The following is a 24366-nucleotide window of genomic DNA, read 5'->3' as shown; positions in this document are numbered from 1 at the left end:
GAACCCGACATGACCAGTCAGTCCACCCTCCAGTCCGTGCCTGCCCTGGGGACGCACCCGGCCTCCGGCTCCAACCCGAGCCGGGCCGAGACCAGGGAGCAGCTCGCCAAGGCGTCGTACGACCTTCTCGTGATCGGCGGCGGCATCCTGGGCATCTCCACCGCCTGGCACGCCGCGCAGTCCGGGCTGAGGGTGGCACTGGTCGACGCCGGCGACTTCGCCGGCGCCACCTCCTCCGCCTCCTCCAAGCTCCTCCACGGCGGTCTGCGCTACCTACAGACCGGTGCGGTGAAGCTGGTCGCGGAGAACCACTTCGAGCGCCGTGCGGTCTCCCGCCAGGTGGCCCCCCACCTGGCGAACCCGCTCACGTTCTACCTCCCCGTGTACAAGGGCGGTCCGCACGGCGCGGCGAAGCTCGGAGCGGGCGTGTTCGCCTACTCCGCGCTCTCCGCGTTCGGTGACGGAGTGGGGCACCTGCTGAGCCCGGCGAAGGCCGCACAGGACGTGCCGGAGCTGCGCACCGAGAACCTCAAGGCCGTGGCCGTGTACGGCGACGACCAGATGAACGACGCCCGCATGGCGCTGATGACGGTCCGCGCGGCCGTCGAGGCGGGCGCGGTCGTCCTCAACCACGCCCAGGTCACCGGCCTGCGCTTCACCCGGGGCCGGGTCACCGGCGCCGACCTCAAGGACGCCCTCTCCGGCGAGGAGTTCGGCGTCAACGCCCGGCTGGTGCTCAACGCGACCGGCCCCTGGGTCGACCACCTGCGCCGGATGGAGGACCCGAACGCGGCCCCCTCCATCCGTCTGTCCAAGGGCGCGCACCTGGTCCTGAAGCGGACGGCGCCGTGGAAGGCCGCGCTGGCCACCCCCATCGACAAGTACCGGATCACCTTCGCCCTCCCGTGGGAGGACATGCTGCTGCTCGGCACCACCGACGAGCAGTACGAGGGCGACCCCGCGGACGTGTCCGTCACCGAGAAGGACATAGCCCAGATCCTGGACGAGGCCGCGTTCTCCGTCCGGGACCAGCAGCTCAAGCGCGAGCTGATCACCTACGCCTTCGCCGGTCTGCGCGTGCTGCCGGGCGGCCCCGGCGACACCGCCAAGGCCAAGCGGGAGACCGTGGTCACCGAGGGCAGGGGCGGCATGCTGTCCGTCGCGGGCGGCAAGTGGACGACGTTCCGGCACATCGGCCGCACCGTGATGCAGAAGCTGGAGGCGCTGCCGGGCCACCCGCTGGGCGACGACTTCGAGCCGATCTCCTCGCTGCCGAAGAAGCTGCCGCTGCCCGGCGTCGCCAATCCGCGCGCCGTCGCCCACCGGCTGCTGGTGGACAACCCGGCGCCCGGCCCGCGCATGGCCGCCGACACCGCCAAGCACCTGGCCACCCACTACGGTTCGCTGGCCTTCGACATCGCCCGCATCGCCAACGAGCACCCGGAGCTGGGCGAGCGCGTCCACCCGGACGCCCCGGAGATCTGGGCGCAGGTCGCCTGGGCCCGCGACCACGAGTGGGCCGAGACCGCCGACGACGTGCTGCGCCGCCGTACCACCCTGACCATCCGCGGCCTGGCCACGGACGACGTCCGGGCGAAGGTCCAGGACCTGCTCGACAAGAAGTGACCCGCTGAACTGGCGGTTGCCGGGTCCTTGCCCTGACCGTCCCGGCAACCGCTGAGGTCCCGGCCCCGCCGTACCGGGGACGGGCGGCACGAGGGGCGGCTCCCTTTCCCCGGGGGGCCGCCCCTTCGCCGTACCGGGCATCGCCCTTTCGCCGTGCCGGGCATCGCCCTTTCGCCGTACCGGGCATCGCCCCGGCACCGCGCCGCGCCGCCACACGCCGTCGCCACACGCCGTCGTATGCCGTCGCCTTGTGCCGCCGTATGCCGTCGCCTTGTGCCGCCGGTATCTGCCCGCGAGGTGTGTCGCACCACCAGCCGCCCCTCGAACACCTCCACGCGCTCCCCCGGACGTGTTTCGAACATCGCGTTTCCCCGCCGATAGGCCGACTACAACGGATCGTTCCGGCACGGCGGTACGGCAGCACGGGGCCACCGCGGTGCGCGCTCAGGCACGGCTCCGGGGAGCGGGATATGCACGGCGGATGGCACGGTGCCCGGGTGCGGCGGCGCCTGGGGTTGTCTGCGTGCGCGGCGGCGCTCGCGGCCCTCACCGGCGTGCTGCGGTTCTGGTGGGACGACGTCGCCACCGCGGGCGTCCTGGTGTCGGCGATCGGCACCCTGGTGTCGGTCGCGGCGCTCGTGGCCGACGTGCTGCGCGGCGACGCCGACCCGGCCCCGCGCTCGGCCGAGGAGGACCGGCGCCGGGCCGCCGACGCGCTGGCCGAGGCCGTACGCGAGCAGTGGGCGGCGGAGGCCCGGTTACGGCGGCTACAGGATCCGGAGCCGATCGAGGTGGCCTGGGCGCCCGCGGACCGGCGGCTGGCCGACCACGCGGAGAACGTCCGGCGCGGCGCCCGGCTCCCCGCACCGCGCGCGCGGCGGGTCGAGGACATGGCGGCGTGGTTCGGCGGTCTCCCGGGCCGGCGGCTGGTGATCCTGGGCGGGCCCGGCTCGGGCAAGTCGGTACTGGCGATGCGGTTCGTGCTCGCCCGGCTCGCCTGCCGTCGTCCGGGCGCACCGGTGCCGGTGCTGTTCCCGCTGGCCGGCTGGGACCCGCGGCGGACCGGGCTGCGCGACTGGCTCGCGGACCGGCTGGCCGCCGACCACCCGCCGCTGGGTGCCGTGCTGGACGGCTCGCGCACCCTCGCCCGCGGCCTGCTGGACACCGGGCTGGTGCTGCCGGTCCTCGACGGCTTCGACGAACTGCCCCGGCCCGGCTACGGGGAGGCGGTACGACGGATCAACGCCGAACTCGACGACGACCTGCCCCTGCTGCTCACCAGCCGCCGGGCGGCGTGGGCGACCGCGGTGACCGAGGGCGACGTGCTCACCGCCGCCGAGGTGGTCGAACTCCTGCCCCTGGACCTCGCCCAGGCCTCGGCCCACCTGGAGCGGACGGCACGGCCGCTGCGCACGGCGGACGGGACACCCGGGACCGTGTGGACGCCGGTGCTCCGCGCACTCGCCGCGCGTCCGCGGTGCGCCGCCGCCCTGGCGCTCAGCACGCCCCTGATGGTGGCGCTCGCCCGCGCGGTGTACGGCGACACCTCCCGGGATCCGTCGGAACTGCTCGACCGGGAACGATTCAGCTCGGTGGGCGCCGTCGAGGAACACCTGCTCGGGGCGTTCGTACCGGCCGCCTACGCGGACGCCGACCCGCCCGCCGCCTCGGACGCGGTACGGCGGCTGGCCCTGCTGGCGCGGGCGTTGCGGCGGCGGGACACCACCCGGCTGGCGTGGTGGGAGCTGGAGTCACTGCTGCCCCGGCCGCTGCGGGTCCTCGGGCCGGGGCTGCTGTCGATGGCCGTGCTGTCGACGCTGCTGGTGCCCGTCACGGTGGCCCGCGCCTTGCACCGGCTCGCGGGCGTCGAGGACTTCCTGTCGCTCGCCGCCACGCTGGCGGGACAGGTCCTGGGCTTCGCCTTCGGGGTGGCGCGGCTGCTGCCTGACGGACCGGAGGACGGGTCCGGGGCGGGGGCGGGGAGCGGGTCGGAGAACGGACCGGGCCGGCGGTTCCTGGTCCGTCAGGGGCTGACCGTCGTCGGGGCGACCGGGGTGCTGTGGGCGGCCTTCGCGTACGCCGACGATCTGCGGTTCGGCTTCCGGTTCGGCTCGGTGACCGACGGCCGGCTGCCCGATCTGCTCGGCGGGACCCTGTTCGCCCTGCTGTTCACGCTGTTCTTCGGCACCGCCGGGCTGTCCCGGCGGCCGGTGCCGCTCGGGCTGCCGTGGAGCGGTGCCGGGGAGCGCGCCACGGCCCGGCTGTCCGGGGCGGTCCTGCTGCTCGGCGGGGCGGGCACGGCGGGGACGGTCCTGCTGGGGCGGACCGGTGATCCGTGGACGCTGCTGGTGGGCGTCACGGCAGCGGGGGCGGGGGCCGCCCTGCTGGTGAGCGCCACCCGCCGGGCCGGGCGGGAGAGCGCGCTGCCGGCCCGGCCCGGCCGAGTGGTCCGGCGGTTCGCGACGGGCATGGTCCGGGGCACGGCCGTCACCCTGCTGACCGGGGTCACCGCCTGCGCGGTCGCCGGGCTCGCCGCCACCGGCGTGACCCTCCTCAAGTCCGGCTCCGCGCCCGACCTCGCCGGACGCCACGTCGACGGCTGGTGGTTCACGCAAGACCGCGGGGTCAGGACGGCGGGCACGACGCGGCCGTTGCGGGGCACGCTGCTGCTCCCCGGTTCGGGGGCCCGGCCGATCGCCTACCCGCAGGGCGCGGTACCGCCCGACTGCACGCTCCCGCTGGTACCGGAGCGCCGCTGCGTCCCCTTCCACTCGGGCAGGACGGAGTTCGTGTCCCGGGCGGGGTCGGTGACGGTACACCTCACCGCGCCGGGTCCGTCCCGCGGTACCGGAGCGGATGAAGCGGCGGCCGGGACGGACCGCACGGACGGAGCGGGCCGCACGGACGGAGCGGGCCACGCGAACGGAGCGAGCCGCGCAGACGGAGCGAGCCGCGCAGACGGAGCGAGCCGCGCGGACGGAGCGAGCAGCACAGGCCGATCGGACGGGTCGATGTCCGGTGGGACCGCGTCCGGCGAGGCCGCCTCCGGTGAGCCCGCGCCCGGTGGGACCGCCTCCGGTGGGACCGCCTCCGGTGGGACCGCCTCCGGTGGGGCGGTGACGGTCGCGTACGCGGCCGACCTCCGGTCGGTGCTGCCGCCGCAGGCGCGCGCCTGGCTGACCCAGGGCCCGGCCGCCGGGTTCGTGGCCCGGTGTCTGCCGCCGTTCGTGGCGGCCGGAGTGCTGGTCGGACTGGTGGGCGGCTGCGTGTGCGGGGTCTACCGGGCGCTGAGCGTGCCGTCCGACGCCATGCGCGCCACCGGCCCCGGTTCCTCCCTGCGTACGGACCGCACGGCGTCCTTCGCCCGTGGCGGTGTCGTCGCCCTGCTGGTCGCCTGCGTCTGCGTGCCGGTGACGCTGCTGCCCGGCGACTGGGGCGGACTGGTGCACGTCGGCACCCAGTTGTGGCTTCCGATGGGCACCACGGCACTGGCCCTGAGCGCCTGGGGCCGGTTCGCCGTCGCCCGGGTCTGGCTCGGAGCCACCGGCAGGCTGCCGTGGCGGTTGATGGCGTTCCTGGAGGACGCCCATCGCCGTGGCGTACTGCGCCGGTCCGGGGCGTACTTCGAGTTCCGGCATCTGCGGCTCCAGGCCCACCTGGCGCACGAGGACCCGCCGTCCCCCGGCCCCGCTCCCGCCGGCGGCACGCCCCGGCCCCGCGAAGCCCCTGACGGACCGGTCAGGGAGCACCGCGACCGGCCTCTCTAGGCCGCATAATGTGGCAGAGACATCGGAGGTCTCAACTACAGGGAGGCCGGTATGGCAGTCACCGATGAGGCGATCGAGAAGATCAAGGACATGATCGTCTCCGGTGCGCTGCGCCCTGGTGACCGGTTGCCCAAGGAAAGCGAACTCGCCGCCGAACTCGGCCTGTCCCGCAACTCGCTCAGGGAGGCGGTGCGGGCCCTGTCGCTGATCCGGATCCTGGACGTACGGCAGGGCGACGGCACGTATGTCACCAGCCTGGACCCGCAGTTGCTGCTCGAGGCGATGAGCTTCGTCGTGGACTTCCACCGTGACGACACGGTCCTGGAGTTCCTGGCGGTGCGCCGGATCCTGGAACCGGCCGCGACCGCGCTGGCGGCCTCCCGGATCAGTGAGCAGCAACTGGACGCGCTGGGTGCCCAGTTGGACGCGCTCGGGGCCGCGCCCTCGGTGGAGGAACTGGTCGCGTGCGACCTGGAGTTCCACCGGGGCATCGTGCAGAGCTCGGGGAACTCGGTGCTCTGCTCGCTGCTGGACGGGCTGTCGGGGCCGACCACCCGGGCCCGGATATGGCGCGGGCTGACCCAGGAGGACGCGGTGGCGCGCACGCTGCACGAGCACCGGGCGATCCTGGCCGCGCTGCGCGACCGGGACGCGGAGGCGGCCCGTTCCTGGGCGACCGTGCACATCGCGAGCGTGGAGCAGTGGCTGCGCAGCAGCCTGTGAAGCGCAGGCCGGCCGGCCGCCGCGGGCCGGTGAAGCGCTTGCCGCCCGTGGCCGGTTCCCGGTCGGAACGGGGTGTTCGAGCGGGGCGAACGGGGCAGTGATCCGTTCACTCCCCCGTGCAAGGGGGCTGCGGGCGCCCCCGCTCGACGCCGTAAGGTTGGGACGTACGCGAGGGCACGTCGGAAGGAGGCACTGGGTGATCGAGCTGGAGGGGGTTCCCGAGCTGATCGACCCAGTCATGGTGGCCGCGTTCGAGGGCTGGAACGACGCCGGCGACGCCGCTTCCACCGCGGTCGCGCATCTGGAGCGCGAGTGGAAGGGCGAGGTGTTCGCGGCCCTTGACGCCGAGGACTACTACGACTTCCAGGTCAACCGCCCCACGGTGTGGATGGACGCCGGCGTGCGCAAGATCACCTGGCCGACGACGCGGCTGTCGGTGGTCCGGGTCGGCGGGGAGAAGCCGCGGGACCTGGTGCTGGTCAGAGGGATCGAACCGTCCATGCGCTGGCGGTCCTTCTGCAACGAACTGCTCGGCTTCGCCCACGAGCTGGGCGTGGAGCTGGTGGTCGTCCTGGGCGCGCTGCTCGGCGACACCCCGCACACCCGACCGGTGCCGGTCAGCGGGGTCACGTCGGACTCCGACCTGGCGCAGCGGATGGATCTGGAGGAGACCAAGTACGAGGGCCCCACGGGCATCGTCGGCGTCCTCCAGGAGGCCTGCACGCACGCGGGCGTCCCGGCGGTGTCGCTGTGGGCGGCGGTGCCGCACTACGTCTCGCAGCCGCCCAACCCGAAGGCCACACTGGCCCTGCTCAACCGCCTCGAGGACCTGCTCGACCTGCGGATCCCGCTGGGTGAGCTGGCCGAGGACGCGCGCGCCTGGCAGGTCGGCGTGGACCAGCTGGCAGCCGAGGACAGCGAGGTCGCCGAGTACGTGCAGACGCTGGAGGAGGCCCGGGACACCGCCGAGCTGCCGGAGGCGTCCGGCGAGGCGATCGCCCGTGAGTTCGAGCGTTATCTGCGGCGCCGGGACGTGAACCCGCCGGGCGGGCACGCCACGGCGGACGGCGCGGACAGCGCGCCGTATCTGCGGGACAACCCGGGGAACCCGGGCGGCAAGGCCCGGCCGCCGCGCCCGCCGAAGCCCGACATGCCCGGGAGCACCGGAAACGCGGAAAGCGCCGGGGAGGGCGAGGACGCCGAAGGGGGCTCCGGACCTGACGGCGAGGATCCCTCCGAGAGCTGAGACCTCCGGGGACCGAGACCTCCGGGGACCGAGACCTCCCCGGGGACAGGGACCGAGACCTCCCCGGGGACGAGCGATTCGGCCGGGGGGAGTTCCGCGAGGGGTTCCGCGAGCGGTTCGGCCCCGGGGACCGAGACCTCCGGGGACTCAGACATCGAGGAGTGCGGCAGGGGCGGTACGCGTTGTGCGTACCGCCCCTGCCTGTCGAGTGCCGGCCTCGCGCCGGTGGAGGTCGAGCGCGCGGTTCCCCGCGCCCCTGAAGGGCGCGGGAAAGCCTGCGTCAGTTCAGAGGGCCACGCCCAGCAGGGCGTCCACCGCTCGGGACACGACCCCGGGCGCGCCGGTGTCCGTGCCGCCCCGCTCCTGCTGGAGTGCCGCCCAGCGGTCCACGGCCGCCAGGGCCGCGGGCGCGTCCAGGTCGTTGCTGAGGGCCTCGCGGATCTCCTCCACCAGGGCCTCGGCGGGCGGGCCGTCCGGGCGGGAGACCGCCGCGCGCCAGCGGCCGAGGCGGGCCACCGCGTCCGCCAGCACCTGGTCGGTCCACTCCCAGTCCGCGCGGTAGTGGTGGGAGAGCAGGGCGAGCCGGATCGCGGCCGGGTCCACGCCGTCCCGGCGGAGCTGGGAGACGAAGACCAGGTTTCCCTTGGACTTGGACATCTTCTCGCCGTCGAGCCCGACCATGCCGGCGTGCACGTACGCCTTGGCCATCGGGAACTCGCCGGTGAGCACCTGGGCGTGCGAGGCGCCCATCTCGTGGTGCGGGAAGGCCAGGTCGGAGCCGCCGCCCTGGACGTCGAAGGTCATGCCCAGATGGTCCAGCGCGATGGCCACGCACTCGATGTGCCAGCCCGGCCTGCCGCGGCCGAGGGAACCGCCGTCCCAGCTGGGTTCGCCCTCGCGGGCCGCCATCCAGAGCATCGGGTCGAGGGGGTTCTTCTTGCCGGCGCGGTCCGGGTCGCCGCCGCGCTCGGCGGACAGCAGCCGCATGGCGGCCGCGTCGAGGCCGGAGACCTGGCCGAAGTGCGGGTCGGACTCCACGGAGAAGTAGATGTCGCCGTCGAGTTCGTAGGCGGCCCCGAGGTCGCGCAGTCGCTCGACCAGCGGCACGATGCCCGGTATCGCCTCGACCGCGCCTATGTAGTGCTGCGGCGGCAGCATCCGCAGGGCGGTCATGTCCTCGCGGAAGAGGGTCGTCTCCTGCTCGGCGAGGGCGACCCAGTCGACGCCGTCGCGCTGCGCGCGTTCGAGCAGCGGGTCGTCGACGTCCGTGACGTTCTGGACGTAGTGCACCTGCCGCTTGGTGTCGAGCCACACGCGCTGAACCAGGTCGAACGCGTTGTAGGTCGCCGCGTGCCCCATGTGGGTCGCGTCGTACGGCGTGATGCCGCAGACATAGATACGGGCGACGGGACCGGGGTCGAGGGTGACGGGACCGCCGGTCGCGGTGTCGTGGATCCTCAGGTCGCGGCCCTGACCAGGCAGGGCGGGGACCTCGGAAGCGGGCCAGGCATGCATGTACATGAGCGTAACCGGACCCGAGTTCGGTATACGAACCGGACGGCCGGGAAGGCACTCTTGATCTCTGGTACCGAATGTGCTGGTGGGCGCTACACAGGCGGCCAGGGGATGGCCGGCCACTCGCCGCTCGGTTCCGGGTGCTTCCCGGAGGTGAGCAACGCCTCGACACGGGCGCGCACGGCGTCCAGCTCGGCCGTCGTGATCAGTTCGGCCAAGCGGGTCCCCAGAGCCCCGGCCAGGGCCTCTCGCAGCCCCTCCAGCACCTCGACGGCCTCGCCGGTGAGCGGCTCGCCCGCCCACCCCCACAGCAGGGTGCGCAGCTTGTTGTCGACGTTGAAGGTGACGCCGTGGTCGATGCCGTAGAGCCGGCCGTCGGCGGTGGGCAGCAGGTGGCCGCCCTTGCGGTCGGCGTTGTTGATCACGGCGTCGAGGACGGCGAGCCGGCGCAGCCGGGTGTCGTCGGCGTGCACCAGCAGCGCGGTCTTCCCGTCGCCGACCTCCGCGAACCCGATGGCCTTCCAGCCCGGTTCCGGCTCCTCGGCGTCGACCAGCGCCAGCAGTTCTGCGCCCTCCGGGTCGACGTCGATCCACAGCTGGCACATGCCCTCGCCGTACGGGCCGTCGCGCAGCACGGTCGGCGGGACCAGGTCCCAGCCCATGGCCTCGGAGACCTCGTAGGCGGCCACCTCGCGCTGGGCGAGGGTGCCGTCGGGGAAGTCCCACAGCGGGCGCTCCCCGGCGACCGGCTTGTAGACGCAGGACGCCTCCTCGCCGTCGAACGCGACCGTGCAGAACAGCGCCGCGTTGGAGGCGTCGCGGATCCGGCCGCGTACCTTCAGCTCACCGCGGGCGAGCAGGTCGGCGGCGGTCACGCTCCGCGGCGGTATCCGTTCTGGCGCGGACATACGTGTCCTTCCGGGTCGAGCGGGAGGCTGCACAGCGGGCACGGCGGCCGCCCGGCGTTGACGACGTCCAGGGCGCGCTTGGCGAAGGCCCTGGCCTGCGCGCCGCTCAGCCGGACCCGCAGCATCGGGGGCCCGTTCTCCTCGTCCTGGAGGAGCCGTTCCTCGGCCTCGGCGAGGTCCTCCTCGGAGTCGGCGTCCAGTTCCACCAGGGCCTGCGCCTCGACGATCATGCGCTCCTCGTCGCCGTCCCAGGCGAGCGCCATGGTGCCGACGCGGAACTCCTCCTCGATGGGGGTGTCCAGCGGGGCGGTGTCGGTGATCTCGTTGGGCGCGACGGCGGGGACGGCCGCGCTGCCTCCGCTACGGCGTACGACCTCGTCGAGGAGTTCGTCCATGCGTTCGGCGAGCGCGGCGACCTGGGTCTTCTCCAGGGCCACGCTGGTCGTCCGGGGGCCGGCCGTGGCCTGGAGGAAGAACGTACGGCGTCCGGGCAGTCCGACCGTGCCCGCGACGAAGCGGTCCGGCGGATCGTAGAGGAACACCTGACGGGACACGTCCTGTCTCCATGGGAATCGGGGGTGCGTGGGAACGGGCGGGGGTGGCGGCGGCTACGGGACCGCTCGCACGAGTCGCTTCACCCTACTGCGGCTGACGATCACGGCGCGCCGGCGCCGCCACCGACCGGTGCGTCTTCCCCGGGAGGTTCCGCGCGGGGAGCGAGCGAGGCGAGATCCCCGGTGTCCCCGAGACGAACGAGAAACGGCCTGAGGCGGGTGTAACGGATCGCGGTGATGGAACACGGTTCGACGGAGATCCGCTGGAAGAGGTCGAGATGAAGACCGAGTGCGTCGGCGACGAGGGACTTGATGATGTCACCGTGCGAACACATGAGATAGACCGCGTCGGCGCCGTGATCGCGCTCCACGCGCGCGTTCCACTCGCGTACCGCCTCGGCCGCGCGGGTCGCCATGGCGCGCATGGACTCGCCACCGGGGAACGCGGCCGCCGACGGATGCGCCTGTACGACGTCCATCAGCGGGTCGTCCTTGAGTTCGGCGAGCTTGCGGCCGGACCAGTCGCCGTAGTGGGCCTCCCCGATCCGCTCGTCCGTGTGGGCGGTGAGACCGGGCCGGGCGTCGAGGAACGGCCGGATCGTCTCCTGGCAGCGCTGGAGCGGGCTGGTGACCACCTCGGAGACCGGCAGCCCGGCGAGCCTGCCGGGCAGCGCGGCGGCCTGGGCGGCGCCGCGCTCGTCGAGGGCGACGCCCGGCGTCCAGCCGGCGAGCACGCCCGAGGTGTTGGCGGTGGAGCGTCCGTGCCTTACGAGGATCAGCGTGGGCATGCGGCCCAGGGTAGGCGCATGCCGAAGTGCGCAGGCGGGCGGGCGACGGGAGAATACGCTCCGTGATCGTCGACTGCGCCATCTACCGGGGCGGGGAGCGCATGGAGACCCCGCAGGACTTCTCCGACGCCCTCGCGGAGGCGCGCACGCGGGGCGACAGTTTTCTGTGGATCGGTCTGTACGAGCCCACCGAGCGTGAGTTCGACCTGGTCACCGACGAGTTCGGGCTGCATCCGCTGGCCGTGGAAGACGCCCTGACGGCCCACCAGCGGCCCAAGCTGGAGGTGTACGACGACTCGCTGTTCGTCGTCCTGAAGCCGGTGACGTACGAGCCGAAGAGCGACACGGTGACCTCCGGGGAGCTGATGATCTTCGTCGGGGACTCCTTCGTGGTCACCGTGCGCCATGGGACGCCCTCGCCGCTCGGGGACATCCGGCGACACCTGGAGGAGCAGCACGAACTGCTCAAGCACGGGCCGACGGGGGTGCTGTACTCGATCTCCGACGCGGTCGTGGACCACTACCTGGAGGTCGCGACCGAGCTTCAGAACGACCTGGAGGAGGTGGAGGCCGAGGTGTTCTCGCCGGGCGGCGGCGGTTCCCGGCACACGGCGTCCCGGATCTACTCCTTCAAGCGGCAGATCCTCGAGTTCCGCCGTGCGACCGTGCCGCTGGCGGTGCCGATGACCAAGCTGGCCGGGGTGGGCCCGTACGGCGGCGGCACGACGGTGCCGTTCGTGCACGAGGAGGCCCGGCCGTTCTTCCGGGACGTCAACGACCACCTGCTGCGGGTGAACGAGGGGGTGGAGGCCCTGGACCGGCTGGTGTCGGACGTCCTCAGCGCCCATCTCGCGCAGATGAGCGTGCGGCAGAACGACGACATGCGGAAGATCTCCGCGTGGGCGGCCATGGCGGCGGTACCCACGATGATCGCCGGCATCTACGGCATGAACTTCGACCACATGCCCGAGCTGCACTGGCTCTGGTCGTACCCTGCGGTGATCCTGATCATGGCCGTGCTGGAGACGGTGCTGTACCGGCTGTTCAAGCGCCGCGGCTGGATGTGAGCGGCCCGGACACCAGGCACCGGGCGCGGGCGCGGGCGTCGGCTCAGGCGAACTCGGGGGCGGGCGTCGGCGTCGGCTCAGGCGAACTCGGGGGCGGGCGTCGGCGTCGGCTCAGGCGAACTCGGGGGCGGTGGTCGCGGGGCCGCCCAGGGCGTCGCGGCGCTCCGGCATCCGCAGCGAGACCATGCGGCGCCAGCCTGCGGCACGCTCGTAGGCGTAGACGGCGTGGATGGCGGCCGCGAGGAGCACGGACCTGCCCCTCGGCCAGCCGAGGATGCGGCCCATGTGGGTCATGACCGCGAGGCTGACGTCCCGGTAGACGCGGATCTCGGCCAGCGCGCACGCGCGCAGGGTGCGCCGGATGGCCGGGCCGTGCCCGGCGGCGGCGAAGCGCAGCAGCTCCTCGTGGCAGTAGGCCAGGTGGTTGTCCTCGTCGCCGGAGATCATCCGTACCGCGCGGCCGACGTCCGGGTGGTCGGCGAAGTGCCTGCGGAGCAGGTTCATCTGTTCGGACGCCCGCTGCTCGGTGACCCGGCTGTGGGCGAGGTAGGTGACGATGTCCTCGACGGTGAGCGGCTGCCGGTCCCGGAGCCGGTCGTGGGCGAGTCCGATGCCGTGCCGTTCCAGGATCATCGTGTAGTCGGTGTCGGGCGGGACCGGGACCGGGGTGAGTCCGCGTTTCCTCAACAGGGCCTGGAAGATGCGTCCGTGCTTGTCCTCGTCGGCGCCATGACGGGTGATCTTGGGGGCGAGGCCGCGTTCGCCGTCCGGCACCAGCGCGGCGATCCGCGCGTTCTCCCAGCCGCCCTGCGACTCCCCGCTGGCCGCGATGGAGCAGAAGAGCCGGAAGGACTCGTCGTCGTCGAGGATCTCCTGGAACAGACTCCTGGCCGAAAGCATCGTGGACACCTCTCCGGAGGACTCACCGGACCCGGGAAGAACGAGTCAAATGCCGCATCGGAGGCGCTGCAACAGCTGTGCGGGCGGACTCGGCCGAAAGGAGGAGCACCGGGGTCACTCCGGGGGCGTAACCGCGCGGGCGCGGGCGCGTTGTTCTCCATGACGGCCGTGGCGGGGAAGACCCCCCGAGCCCCCACCACGGCCGCGGACTTCTCGCCCGCCGGGCCGCCTACGCGAGCCCGGACCGCTCCAGGGCCTCGGCGCCGGCCCGCAGCGAGGCGAGCCGCTCGTCCAGGGTGAAGCCGGCCGGGGCCAGGGACAGGGTGGTGACCCCGGCGGCGGCGTAGGCCTTCATCCGGTCGGCGATCCGGTCCACGGACCCGAGCAGCGTGGTCTGGTCGATCAGGTCGTGCGGTACGGCGGCGGCCGCCCCGTTCTTGTCCCCGGACAGGTACTTGTCCTGGATCTCGGCGGCCTCGCGCTCGTACCCCATGCGCTGGGCGAGCTGGTTGTAGAAGTTCTGCTTGCGGCTGCCCATGCCACCGACGTACAGCGCGGTGTAGGGCCGGAAGGTGTCGGCGAGCGTGGCCACGTCCTTGTCCTCGCCGACGGCGAGCGGCAGCGTCGGGCAGATGTCGAACCCGTCGAGCGTCTTGCCCGCCTTCTCCCGTCCGGCGCGCAGGTACCCGACGGCCGTCTCCTCCAGGTGCTCGGCGGACGGGAAGATCAGCAGGGCGCCGTCGGCGATCTCGCCGGTCTGCTCCAGGTTCTTCGGACCGATGGCGGCGATGTAGACCGGGATGTGCTCCCGCTCCGGGTGCACGGTCAGCCTGATCGGCTTGCCCGGGCCGCCCGGCAGCGGCAGCGTCCAGTGCTCGCCCTCGAACGACAGCCGCTCCCGGCTCATCGCCCTGCGCACGATCTCCACGTACTCGCGGGTGCGGGACAGCGGCTTGTCGAACTTGACGCCGTACCAGCCCTCGGAGACCTGCGGCCCGGAGACACCGAGGCCGAGGCGGAAACGGCCGCCGGAGAGGGAGTCGAGGGTCGCGGCGGTCATCGCGGTCATCGCGGGCTGCCGGGCCGGGATCTGGAAGATGGCCGAACCGACGTCGATGCGCTCGGTCTTGGCGGCGACCCAGCTGAGCACGGTGGCGGCGTCGGAGCCGTAGGCCTCGGCGGCCCAGCACACGGCGTACCCGAGCCGCTCGGCCTCCTGCGCCACGGCCAGATTGTCCCCGTCCATCCCGGCACCCCAGTAGCCGAGGTTGATCCCGAGCTGCATGGCCGATCCCCTTACCGATCAGTAACGTCGCTGTCGCGAGAGACCTTAGCGTGGCGGATTCCGGCACGGGGGTACAGGTTCGCGTCGACTGCGGGACTGCGAGTGGTGAAGGCTCGTCCCGCTCGCGCGGCGCAGCCGCGTACCGATACGGCCCCGCGCACCTTGGCCGGGTGAGTCCCGTACCTTCGAAGCCCCCGTGCTGGGGAAATCGGTTATCCACAGGCAACCCAACGCATCAACTCTGGCCAGTAATCTCGCGGACATGGAGCAGAGGCATCTCGGCCGTACCGGCCTTCGCGTGTCCAGAATCGGACTCGGCACCCTCACCTGGGGCCGGGACGTCGACGAGCACGACGCCGCGGACATGCTGAAGACGTTCTGGGAGGCCGGCGGCACCCTCGTCGACACCGCGGACGTGTACGGCGACGGAGAGGCCGAGTACCTGCTCGGGCAGCTCATAGAAGGGCTGGTGCCGCGCCGGGACCTGGTCATCTCGACCAAGGCGGGCAGCGTCCCCGACCCCGACCGCCGTTTCGACGGCTCACGTGGCCATCTGCTCGGCGCGCTGGACGCCTCCCTGGCCCGTCTCGGCACCGACCACGTCGACGTCTGGCACGTGCACGCCTACGACCCGGACACGCCGCTTGAGGAGACCCTGCACGCCCTCGACCTGGCCGTCAGCAGCGGCCGGGCCCGCTACGCGGGCGTCTCCAACTTCTGCGGCTGGCAGCTGGCGAAGGCGGCCACCTGGCAGCTCGCGGCGCCCGGCCACCGCACCCGGCTGGCCAGCACGCAGCTGGAGTACTCGCTGCTCCAGCGCGGCGTCGAACGCGAGGTGCTGCCGGCCGCGCTGGACCTGGGCATCGGCCTGCTGCCGTCCTCCCCCCTGGGCCGGGGTGTGCTCACCGCGAAGTACCGCAACGCCACTCCCCCGGACTCACGGGGCGCGTCCGAGCACCTGGCGCCCTTCGTCGCGCCGTACCTCGACGACACCGCGACCCGGATCGTGGACGCGGTGCAGACCGCGGCCGACGGGCTCGCGGTGACACCGCTCCAGGTGGCGCTCGCCTGGGTGCGGGACCGGCCGGGCGTGGCCGCGCCGATCGTCGGCGCGCGCAACGCGCAGCAGCTCACGGCGGCGTTGTCAGTGGAGGCACTTACGCTTCCTGACGAGATCTGCCGGGCCCTCGACGACGTGTCGGCGCCCGTGCACCGCTATCCCGATCACGACTGGAGCACGCTGTGAGCACGGAGCCGGGGCTGGGCGCCACGCCCGAGGCCGACGACGAGGGGACGCCGGAGGCCGCGAACCTCACCGCCGGCCCAGCCGAAGCGAGCGACTCGCCGGGCGCCGACGCGACCGGCACGAACAGCCGGGACGACGACAGCAGAACCGACGCCGACGAAGCCGACGAAGCCGAAGGCAGCGGAGCCGGAGGGGCCGGCCCGGAGGGCGTCGGCGGCGGGGCCGGGAGTGACGGAGCCGAGGCGGCCGGCCCTGAGGGCGTCGGCGGCGGGGCTCAGGGCGACGGGACGGCCTCCGGCTCCGCGCCGGGCGGTGGGTCCGGCTCCGGTGGCGACTCGGCGGACGCGGCTCAGCGGTCTGAGGCAGAGGCCGAGCTGGCCGCTCAGCGGGTCGAGCGGGAGCGGATCGAACGGCGGAAGGCCGAGCGGAGGGGTCCCGTCGAGAGCGGCGGCAAGCTCAGCGGCAAGGCGGCCGACCTGCTCGCGGCGATCCGGGCGGTGGAGGGCGGCGAGAAGCCGGCGGCCACCGTGTTCGGCGACCCGGAACCGGCTCCGCGCCGGGCGGCCGCCGCCCCGGAGCCGGTCCGTCGGCCGCAGCCCGCCGCCCCGGCCGCCACCGGGCCCGCCGCCGAGACGGTCACGGCGGTACGCGGGGTCCTGGCCGACGGCGGTGCCCCGGAGTCACTCGCACCCCAGGTCGCCGCCGCCCTCGGCGAGGGGGCGGACGTCCTGCTGCGGGAGGACCCCTGGCAGCTGCTGCGGGTCCCCGGCGTGCGCCCGGACCAGGCCGACGGGTTCGCGCGGGCGCTGCTCGGCGCGGAGTGCGGCCCGGACGACGAGCGGCGCGGCCGGGCGCTGACCGGCTGGCTCCTCGAACAGGCCGCCCTCGCCGGGCACACCGCGCTGGAGATGCCGACGCTGGCCGCGGCGCTGGCCCAGCGGGCGGTGCCGGACCCGGACGCGGCCGTGCAGAGCGCGCTCGCCGAGGGCGAGGCCCTGGTCTTCCAGGACGCGCTCGATCCGGGCGCCCCGGAACCCGCGGACGACGAGGAGGAGCGGCCGGTCCGGGTCCTGGTCGGTCTGGAGCGGTACGCGCTGGCCGAGGAGAGCCTCGCCGACGGACTGGCCCGGCTGGTCAACTCCCTGGCCAAGGACGCGCCAGGGCCCTGGGACGCGGTCGCCGCGGCGGCCTCGGGGGGCGCGGCCGAGCTGGCGAGGGCGGTCGCCGGACACGGGCTCGTGCTGCACACGGGCGGCGAGGCGGCCCGCCCCGAGCCGGCCGCGCTGCTGGCCGCCGCCCGCGCCGCGGGTCTGCGTGCCTTCGCCGCCGCCCACACCCCCGACGGGTGCCGGCAGCTGACGGCACCGCAGGAGGACGGCGCGGCGGCCGTCGGCACGGTCGCCGGGCTGCTCGCCGGTGCGGAGGGGCCCGGCCGGGACGCGGAGGGCGCTCTCGACCTCGACCTGCTGATCGTGCTGGACGCGCCCCAGCTGGACGTGGAGAGCGCGGCCATGGTCGTGGAGGCGCTTCCCGACGGGGCGCGGCTGGTGCTCAGCGGGGATCCCGCGGTGCTGTGGTCGGCGGGGCCGGGGCGGGTCTTCGCCGACCTGCTGGCGGCCCGCGTGTGCCCGCAGCTCGCCTCTCGTACGCCCGACCCCGGTCCGCTCGGCGAGCTGGTCTCCGGGATCGGTGTCGGTGAACTCCTCCAGGTCGACGCGCCCGGCAAGGAGGTCGTGATCGTGCCGGTGCGGGACGCCGGCGAGGCGGTGCACCGGACGGTGCAGCTGGTCGCCGACTCCGTGCCGCGCGCCATCGGCGTCCCCGCCGAGCAGACCGTGGTGATCACCCCGGGCCACGGCGGCGCGGCGGGCACCCGGGCCCTCAACACCGCTCTCAAGGAACGGCTCAATCCGGGCCCGGGCCGCTTCGGCGGCTTCGACCCGGGCGACCGGATCGCCTACTCCCCCGCACCGGGCCGTACGCTGCCGGGCCGAGTGGTGAAGGCGGACGGCGACGGGCTGCACCTGTCGTGCGCGGGCGGGCCCGTCGTCGTGTCCAAGGAGCAGGTCGAGCAGTCCGTGCGGCACGGCTGGGCGGTGACCGCCCACCAGGCGGCGGGCGGCCGGTGGCCGGCGGCGGTCGTGGTGCTGCCGGGGGACGCGGCCCAGTCCCTCAGCCGTCCCTGGGTGTACACGGCGTTCAGCCGGGCGGAGCGGCATCTGTCGGTGGTGCACGGCGTGGAGCAGGCCCTGCCGAGGGCGGTGGCCGAGGCCCTGCCGAAGCCCCGGACGACCCGGCTCCCGCTGCTGCTCAGGACGCTGGTGCCGACGGCGGGCTGACCGCCCTGACCGCCACGGGACCCCGCGGCGGCGGTGCCGGACCGGTCACGGAGGACCGGTCCGGCACCACCGGCCGGGGCGGGTCAGCGGTCGGCGGCGTCCAGCGGTTCCAGGTCCTCGTCGAGGTCGAGGTCGTCCTCCAGCGCGTCGGACCCCTCCGTGTCCCCGTCGTCGCCGTCGTCGCCGTCGTCGCCGTCGTCCTCGTCGTCGAAGACCGCGCTGACGTCGAACCGGCACACCACCAGCTGCGGATCGACGCCCTCGAACGGCGCCTCCAGCCACTCGCCGGGCTCGGCCGGTTCCTCCGCCGCGGTCACCCACAGCGTGGAGTCGCCCTCCTCCAGCCCGAACTCCTTGTGCCGGGAGGCGATCTCGTCCGGTTCGAACTCGCCGAACAGGACCCCCAGGGCCTCGTGGATCGTGCCGGCGGCGTCCTCGCCCACGCCGGGGCCGTCGCCGTACTCCGCGGCCTGGACCCGCTGGGCCTGCGCCAGCAGTCGCTGCGGTTCCGCCACGGCGTAGTCGCGGCGGATCAGCACGCTGATCGCGTTCGGTTCCTCGGGACCGGCGTACGGCGGCAGCGAGTCATCGGTGCCGGGGATCTCGAAGGGCGTGACCTCGTCGTAGCGGTCGTACAGGAGCTCGTCGTAGACCTCGGCGGCCGCGGCAAGCTGGTTGAACGCCTCGTAGACAGCCGGGTCGTCCTCCCCCGACCTGCGTTCGACCGCGGCCAGATGGCGGTCGAGCGCGGTCTTGACCGCCTCGGCGGCGGCGCGTACCTCGGCAGCGGTGGGCTGCGCAGCATCAGACATAGTGCAGACGCTATCCGTACCGGGCACCAGCCCGCACAATAGATGCGATGCCGGAATACGAATTTGTCGACGTGTACGTACCTCGCGGGGTGTCCCGCAAGGAGGCCACACGTCTGCTGACGGACCATGCCGAGTACGGACACTGGGAGTTGGACCGACTGAGCCTCATGCGCGACGGCAGCCGCAGGGTGCGGTTGCGCCGGCGGATCATCCGCCAGGTGCGTGCCACATGGTGAGACTGGCCGACTGACGGAAAGGGCCCCGCGTCGACGGGGCCCGTTCCGGTCCACGCACCGCCGCCGGTGCGTCACCGTCCGTGCGCTACGCCGTGGCGCGCGCCTTGCGGTAGAGCACCGCACCCGCGAGCAGCGCGCCGGCGCCCGCGGGCAGCGCGAGGCCCAGCGGGAGGTCACTGCCCGTGTGCGCGAGCTGCGCGGCGCCGCTGCCGGGCTGCGTCACGGAACTGCTGCCCACCGGGCTGACGACGGACGACCCGTGCCCCCCACTCGGAACACTCCCGCCCCCGGGGTGCCCGGGGGTGCCGGGGTGCCCCGGAGTGCCGGGGTTTCCGGGAGTACCCGGCTGGCCCGGAGTACCGGGAGTGCCCGGGTGCCCCGGAGTACCGGGCTGACCCGGCGTACCAGGGTGTCCCGGAGTACCAGGGTGTCCCGGAGTACCCGGCTGACCCGGGTGCCCTGGATTCCCCGGGTTTCCGGGGGTTCCAGGGTTGCCACCGTGCCCGCCGTGACCGCCATGACCACCGTGACCACCGTGACCGCCATGACCGCCATGACCGCCATGACCGCCGTGCCCACCATGACCGCCGTGCCCACCATGACCGCCGTGGCCACCATGACCGCCGTGCCCACCATGACCGCCGTGGCCACCATGACCGCCGTGGCCACCGTGACCGCCCGAGCCGCCGTAGCCGCCGTGGTCGCCGTAGCCGCCGTCGTTGGCGCAGTCGTTGCCCGCGGCCGTGTTGCCGATGCCGATCACGTTGACGCTGTTGCCGCACACGTTGACCGGTACGTCGATCGGCGCCTGCACCGTGTTGCCCGAGCCGACGCCGGGCGAGCCGCCGGTGTGGCCGCCCGCGTGCGAACCGCCCCGGCCGCCGCCCTGGCCGCCGCCGTGACCGCCGCCGTGACCGCCCGAGTCGCCGTGACCGCCCGAGTCGCCGTAGCCGCCCGAGTCGCCGTACCCACCGTGGCCGCCCGAGTCGCCGTAGCCGCCCGGCGCGTCGCCGCGGGTGCCGTGGTTGACGCACTTGTTGCCCATCGCCGGGTTGAGGGCGCCGACGACGTTGACGGTGTTGCCGCAGACGTTGACCGGCACGTGCACCGGCGCCTGCACCGTGTTGCCGGACAGCACGCCCGGTGAGTCGCCGGCGGAGCCGACGGCTCCCGAGTCGGCGTGTGCGTAGCCGCTCGCCGCGGCGATCACGCCGGTCGCCGCGGCCACTGTCATAAGGCCCTTACGGGCACCCTGTCGCATTATCTGAATTCCCCCCTGCCTTGGATCCTGACCGTATGCATTCCGCGCGGAAAGAACCGCGGAAAACCGGTCGGCCCCGGAGCGCGTGGCGCGCGCTCCGGGGCCGACGGAAAGACGCCCCCTCAGGGAGCCGGCGTCACTTGTTGATGCAGGTGTTGCCGAAGGCGGGGTTCAGCAGCCCGATCACGGAGATCGTGTTGCCGCAGACGTTCACCGGGACGTGCACGGGAACCTGGATCACGTTGCCGGAGATGACACCCGGGGAACCCACGGCAGCGCCCTGGGCACCCGAGTCGGCGACGGCCAGGCCCGCACCCGCGAGAACCAGACCACCAGTGGCAGCCGCAGCAGCGACGACCTTCTTGAGCATTATTCCTCCTTGTTGGCAATGCGATCCCAAGTAGCGGATCGCACCCGGTGTAACGAGGAGGGAGTAATGGAGCTACGAGCTTATCGTCGCATTCACTCTTTTCAGGAGAACTCGTACAGTCGCTCGATTAGCCCAAGCCAGTGATTCACGACGCGTCGATAAACCGGTCGAGCACTCGCACTCCGAACTGGAGGCCGTCCACCGGCACCCGCTCGTCGACACCGTGGAACATGCCGGCGAAGTCCAGCTCCGGCGGCAGCCTGAGCGGCGCGAAGCCGAAGCCGCGGATGCCCAGGTCGTCGAAGGACTTGGCGTCGGTGCCGCCGGAGAGCATGTAGGGGACCGCCTTCGCGGTGGGGTCCTCGGCGAGCAGTGAGGACTGCATGGCCTCCACCAGGGCCCCGTCGAAGGACGTCTCCAGCGCCTTGTCGGAGTGCACGTCCGCGCGGACCACGTTCGGGCCGAGCAGCCGGTCGAGGTCGGCGAGGAACTCCTCCTCGTGACCGGGCAGGAACCGTCCGTCCACGTGCGCGGTGGCCTCGCCCGGGATGACGTTGACCTTGTAACCGGCGTTCAGCTGGGTCGGGTTGGCGGTGTTGCTGAGCGTCGCGCCGATGAGCTTGGCGATGCCGCCGAGCCGGGCCAGCGTCGACTCCATGTCCTCCGGATCCAGCTGGGTGCCGAGCGCGTCGCCCAGTTCGTCGAGGAAGGCCCGGGTGGTCTTGGTGACCCGCACCGGGAACTTGTGCCGGCCGACGCGGGCGACGGCCTCGGACAGCTCGGTGATCGCGTTGTCGCGGTGGATCATCGAGCCGTGCCCGGCGGTGCCTGCCACCTTCAGCTTCATCCAGTGCATGCCCTTCTCGGCCGTCTGGATCAGGTAGAGCCGCCGCTCCTCGCTCACCGTGAAGGAGAAGCCGCCCACCTCGCTGATCGCCTCGGTGACGCCCTCGAAGAGGCCCGGGTGGTGGTCGACGAGGTACCGGGCGCCGTAGGTGCCGCCGGCCTCCTCGTCGGCGAGGAAGGCCAGCACGATGTCCCTGGGCGGCTTGCGGCCGCTGCGCAGCCGGTCCCGCACGACCGCCAGGGTCATGGCGTCCATGTCCTTCATGTCCACGGCTCCCCGGCCCCACACGCACCCGTCCGCGACCTCGCCGGAGAAGGGGTGGTGGGTCCAGTCGTCGGCGTTGGCCGGTACGACGTCGAGGTGCCCGTGGATCAGCAGGGCGGGCCGGGTGGGATCCGCGCCCTCGATGCGGGCCACCGTGGAGGCGCGGCCCGGGTGGGACTCGAAGATCTCCGGCTCCAGCCCGACCTCGGCGAGCTTCTCCGCGACCCATTCCGCGGCCTTGCGCTCACCGGGGCCGGAGTGGTCGCCGTAGTTGCTGGTGTCGAACCGGATCAGCTCGCGGCAGAGGTCCACGACCTCGTCCTCGCCGGTGACGCCCCTGGCCGTGTCCGTCTCGCTCACGCTGCTTCCCTCCGCTGTCACTGCCGGCCGGTCCCGGCCATCCTCTCTCCCTTTCCGTCCCGACCCCAAGAGCGGTCCCGGCCCGTCACACGCCGTTCACGCCCGGCCCCGCCCGGAACGGGGTGTGATCGGCCACCCCGGAAAGCCTGGTAGTGTTTCCTTCGTCGCCGCGGGGGAAACCCCGCACGACAGACACCTTGTCCGGGTGGCGGAATGGCAGACGCGCTAGCTTGAGGTGCTAGTGCCCTTTATCGGGCGTGGGGGTTCAAGTCCCCCCTCGGACACCATGAAGGAATCACGAAGAAACCCCTGCTGAGCAGGGGTTTCTTGGTTTTCCGGGGCAGAGCGGCAGGCGACCACCTCGCGGTGGGCGCCATTCCTTCGGTCGAGCCTCTCAGTCGAGGCGGTCGCCTGTTCGGCCGTCACCGAGCGCCAGCGCCGTGGTGAACGCGGAGAGCGACGGCCGGCCGAACAGCAGCGCGGGCCCGTGCGGGCGCTTGCTGTCCCGGACGGCGACCGTCGCCCCGTCGACGATCCCGCATTCCACGCAGTCGGACTGTGATGCGGACGCAGAGGACTTCCACCAGGTGACCGGCAGAGCCGACGCGTCGTCAACGTGCTTCATTCGCTATTCGTTCTTCCTTATCTGGGTGATCAGTTCCACCGACGCCTCGACGGACTCGGCGGCAGACGTGAGGCGTTGCCACGCGGCCCGGTGCGTGGAGACCCGATCACGTTCCTCGATGTACAGGGCGGAGGTCAGCCCTTCCTGGTGGACGACGTCCAGGTCCGTGTGCGGACCGAAGCCCAGGATGCTGAAGGTGCCGGTGAGTCCGGCGTGCAGGGGAGCGTCCGATCGCAACACCTGGATGTTGATGTTCGGGCGCCGCCCCATCGTAAGCAGGCGCCCCAACTGCTCGTACATCAGGGCGGGATCCTCGGTGGTGGAGCGCAGGGCCTGTTCGGAGATGATCGCCCAGAGCGCCAGCGGGTCGCTGTCCCGGGTGAGGACGGCCTGGCGTGCCAGCCGTACCTCGACGAGCGCGTCGACCCGTGCCTCGACCGCCTCGGACATGGCGGTCGCCCGGATGATCTCGCGGGCGTACTCCGCGGTCTGGAGCAGTCCGGGGACCATGCCCAGCTGCCAGGTGGAGACCGTCTCCGCCTCGGCCTCCAGGCTGATCAGGTCCTCGTACACCGGGGTGAGCACACCCCGGTACGAATGCCACCAGCCGCGTCTGCCGCCCTCCTTGGTGAGCATGATCAGGGCCGCGCGCAGCTCGTCGCTGACGTCACGGCCGAGTTCCGCGTACAGGTCGAGCAGCGCCTGGATGTCCGCTGCCTTGGGGGCGGTCTTGCCGGTCTCCATCCGGGACAGCTTCGAGGAGACGAACGCGCCTGCGGAGTGCTCCGCGACCTCGTCGAGGGTCAGCTCGCCGCGCAGGTCGCGCAACTTCGCACCGAGCCGACGCCGGCGCACCGTGGGCGTGCTCACGGCTTCCCCCTTCTGTCCGATGAACTGCCGGACAGTCTGCCGTGCCGCCCCAACCCTCGCCACCGACTGACGACTTGTGCCGCAACTCTCTCGACACCACGCGCAATTTTTCACATCCTGCGGGACGTATTGCGATCGACTGTGCCGGGAAGGCACCATGAATCCGGGAAATACGAAAGTGACCGCACTCGCATGGCGAACCACCGTGCCTGCGTTGGGACATGCCCGTGAGGGGATCCACATGATCGAACGCCAGCGGAGCACCGCGACCGAACCCCGTGCACTGCAAGTCGCCCCGCCGCCCGTCCTGTTACTGGCGAGCGAACCCCAGTCGGCCAGGGCGGCACGGCGGTACGTGAGTGACTTCATCACGCACCACATCCCGGACGCCTCCCGTGACCACATCGACGCCGTCGCCCTGGTCACCTGTGAGCTGGTCACCAACTCCCTGCGCTACGAGACCGACCCGGACGACCCGGTGCGTCTCGTCATCGACAGCGACGCGGCCCGGACCCGGGTCGAGGTGCACGACCCGCTGGGCCGTCACCCCCGCCTGCGCCCCATTTCGGTGGAGCGGGACCGCGGGCGCGGCCTCCTCATCCTCGACGCGCTCTGCTCGGGCCGCTGGGGTGTCGGCAACCTGCCCTGGGGCAAGTCCATCTGGGCGGAGGTCAGCGCCGCGTGAGGGCCGGGTGCGGGCCGCCGGACACACGGAGTTGGCCCGCATCACGCTGTGTGGCCCATCTCTCGCCGGGCA

General features: G+C 72.9%; 21 protein-coding genes and 1 tRNA gene. 10 read left to right on the top strand and 12 right to left on the bottom strand.

Features of this window, described 5'->3' with window-relative positions; translation table 11 throughout:
• Positions 1–9: 9 nt before the first annotated feature.
• The 4 genes from AAW13_RS17820 to AAW13_RS17805 all read left to right on the top strand — a co-directional run bounded on the left by AAW13_RS17820 (position 10) and on the right by AAW13_RS17805 (position 7362).
• On the top strand, positions 10–1626 hold the full coding sequence (locus tag AAW13_RS17820) for a glycerol-3-phosphate dehydrogenase/oxidase (protein ID WP_046734454.1): 1617 nt from the start codon (positions 10–12) through the stop codon (positions 1624–1626).
• A gap of 515 nt (positions 1627–2141) precedes the next feature.
• A complete protein-coding gene (locus AAW13_RS46790; protein WP_338059050.1) occupies positions 2142–5393 on the top strand; it encodes a hypothetical protein in 3252 nt (1083 codons plus the stop codon).
• Positions 5394–5444: 51 nt separating this feature from the next.
• The gene (locus AAW13_RS17810) at positions 5445–6116 is read left to right on the top strand and encodes a FadR/GntR family transcriptional regulator (RefSeq protein WP_046734453.1); all 672 of its coding nucleotides are present in this window, start codon (positions 5445–5447) and stop codon (positions 6114–6116) included.
• Between the two features lie 196 nt (positions 6117–6312).
• Entirely contained in the window at positions 6313–7362 is a 1050-nt protein-coding gene (locus AAW13_RS17805) for a PAC2 family protein (RefSeq protein WP_046734452.1), read from the top strand.
• 285 nt (positions 7363–7647) lie between these two features.
• On the opposite strand, the gene mshC is transcribed toward AAW13_RS17805, so the two are convergent.
• The 4 genes from mshC to AAW13_RS17785 all read right to left on the bottom strand — a co-directional run bounded on the left by mshC (position 7648) and on the right by AAW13_RS17785 (position 11127).
• On the bottom strand, positions 7648–8877 hold the full coding sequence (gene mshC / locus AAW13_RS17800; protein ID WP_046732829.1) for a cysteine--1-D-myo-inosityl 2-amino-2-deoxy-alpha-D-glucopyranoside ligase: 1230 nt from the start codon (positions 8875–8877) through the stop codon (positions 7648–7650).
• Positions 8878–8969: 92 nt separating this feature from the next.
• Positions 8970–9785, bottom strand: coding sequence for an SCO1664 family protein (locus AAW13_RS17795; RefSeq protein WP_046732791.1), 816 nt, complete (start codon positions 9783–9785; stop codon positions 8970–8972).
• Positions 9749–10339, bottom strand: coding sequence for a DUF3090 domain-containing protein (locus tag AAW13_RS17790; RefSeq protein ID WP_046732792.1), 591 nt, complete (start codon positions 10337–10339; stop codon positions 9749–9751). Before AAW13_RS17790 ends, AAW13_RS17795 begins: the two co-directional genes overlap by 37 nt.
• 101 nt (positions 10340–10440) lie before the next feature.
• The gene (locus AAW13_RS17785) at positions 10441–11127 is read right to left on the bottom strand and encodes a histidine phosphatase family protein (RefSeq protein WP_046732793.1); all 687 of its coding nucleotides are present in this window, start codon (positions 11125–11127) and stop codon (positions 10441–10443) included.
• A gap of 62 nt (positions 11128–11189) precedes the next feature.
• On the opposite strand from AAW13_RS17785, the gene corA reads away from it, so the two are divergent.
• Positions 11190–12194 (top strand): magnesium/cobalt transporter CorA, encoded by a 1005-nt coding sequence (corA, locus tag AAW13_RS17780; protein WP_046732794.1) that lies wholly within the window; start codon positions 11190–11192, stop codon positions 12192–12194.
• 111 nt (positions 12195–12305) lie between these two features.
• On the opposite strand, the gene AAW13_RS17775 is transcribed toward corA, so the two are convergent.
• Positions 12306–13094: a ferritin-like domain-containing protein gene (locus tag AAW13_RS17775; RefSeq protein ID WP_046732795.1), complete on the bottom strand. Its 789-nt coding sequence runs from the start codon at positions 13092–13094 to the stop codon at positions 12306–12308.
• Positions 13095–13323: 229 nt separating this feature from the next.
• A complete protein-coding gene (locus AAW13_RS17770; protein ID WP_046732796.1) occupies positions 13324–14379 on the bottom strand; it encodes an LLM class F420-dependent oxidoreductase in 1056 nt (351 codons plus the stop codon).
• A 262-nt stretch (positions 14380–14641) separates the two neighbouring features.
• Between AAW13_RS17770 and AAW13_RS17765 the strand changes: the two genes are divergently transcribed.
• Positions 14642–15625 carry an aldo/keto reductase gene (locus AAW13_RS17765; RefSeq protein ID WP_046732797.1) on the top strand — a complete coding sequence of 328 codons (984 nt, stop codon included), beginning with the start codon at positions 14642–14644 and terminating at the stop codon, positions 15623–15625.
• Entirely contained in the window at positions 15622–17964 is a 2343-nt protein-coding gene (locus AAW13_RS17760; RefSeq protein WP_046732798.1) for a helix-hairpin-helix domain-containing protein, read from the top strand. Before AAW13_RS17765 ends, AAW13_RS17760 begins: the two co-directional genes overlap by 4 nt.
• An 83-nt stretch (positions 17965–18047) precedes the next feature.
• Here AAW13_RS17760 and AAW13_RS17755 read toward each other — a convergent pair whose 3' ends face one another.
• The gene (locus tag AAW13_RS17755; RefSeq protein ID WP_046732799.1) at positions 18048–18776 is read right to left on the bottom strand and encodes a hypothetical protein; all 729 of its coding nucleotides are present in this window, start codon (positions 18774–18776) and stop codon (positions 18048–18050) included.
• Between the two features lie 47 nt (positions 18777–18823).
• On the opposite strand from AAW13_RS17755, the gene AAW13_RS17750 reads away from it, so the two are divergent.
• Positions 18824–19012 (top strand): DUF5703 family protein, encoded by a 189-nt coding sequence (locus tag AAW13_RS17750; RefSeq protein WP_046732800.1) that lies wholly within the window; start codon positions 18824–18826, stop codon positions 19010–19012.
• Between the two features lie 85 nt (positions 19013–19097).
• On the opposite strand, the gene AAW13_RS17745 is transcribed toward AAW13_RS17750, so the two are convergent.
• The 3 genes from AAW13_RS17745 to AAW13_RS17735 all read right to left on the bottom strand — a co-directional run bounded on the left by AAW13_RS17745 (position 19098) and on the right by AAW13_RS17735 (position 22114).
• Positions 19098–20246 (bottom strand): chaplin family protein, encoded by a 1149-nt coding sequence (locus AAW13_RS17745; protein WP_420855472.1) that lies wholly within the window; start codon positions 20244–20246, stop codon positions 19098–19100.
• Positions 20247–20409: 163 nt separating this feature from the next.
• On the bottom strand, positions 20410–20643 hold the full coding sequence (gene chpH, locus AAW13_RS17740) for a chaplin ChpH (protein WP_046732802.1): 234 nt from the start codon (positions 20641–20643) through the stop codon (positions 20410–20412).
• Between the two features lie 145 nt (positions 20644–20788).
• On the bottom strand, positions 20789–22114 hold the full coding sequence (locus AAW13_RS17735) for a M20/M25/M40 family metallo-hydrolase (protein ID WP_046732803.1): 1326 nt from the start codon (positions 22112–22114) through the stop codon (positions 20789–20791).
• A 199-nt stretch (positions 22115–22313) separates the two neighbouring features.
• Between AAW13_RS17735 and AAW13_RS17730 the strand changes: the two genes are divergently transcribed.
• A tRNA-Leu gene (locus tag AAW13_RS17730) sits at positions 22314–22401 on the top strand.
• 107 nt (positions 22402–22508) lie between these two features.
• On the opposite strand, the gene AAW13_RS17725 is transcribed toward AAW13_RS17730, so the two are convergent.
• Positions 22509–22739 (bottom strand): DUF397 domain-containing protein, encoded by a 231-nt coding sequence (locus AAW13_RS17725; protein ID WP_046732804.1) that lies wholly within the window; start codon positions 22737–22739, stop codon positions 22509–22511.
• A 3-nt stretch (positions 22740–22742) separates the two neighbouring features.
• Positions 22743–23609 (bottom strand): helix-turn-helix domain-containing protein, encoded by an 867-nt coding sequence (locus AAW13_RS17720; RefSeq protein ID WP_046732805.1) that lies wholly within the window; start codon positions 23607–23609, stop codon positions 22743–22745.
• A 241-nt stretch (positions 23610–23850) separates the two neighbouring features.
• Here AAW13_RS17720 and AAW13_RS17715 point away from each other — a divergent pair, with 241 nt between their 5' ends.
• Positions 23851–24294, top strand: a complete 444-nt coding sequence (locus AAW13_RS17715) for an ATP-binding protein (RefSeq protein WP_046732806.1) — start codon at positions 23851–23853, stop codon at positions 24292–24294.
• Positions 24295–24366: the final 72 nt, after the last annotated feature.

It is taken from the genome of Streptomyces humi (assembly GCF_001005085.2).
Lineage (GTDB): Bacteria > Actinomycetota > Actinomycetes > Streptomycetales > Streptomycetaceae > Streptomyces > Streptomyces humi.
Note: the sequence above shows the minus strand (reverse complement) of the source record. Positions and strands in the feature narration are given on the sequence as shown.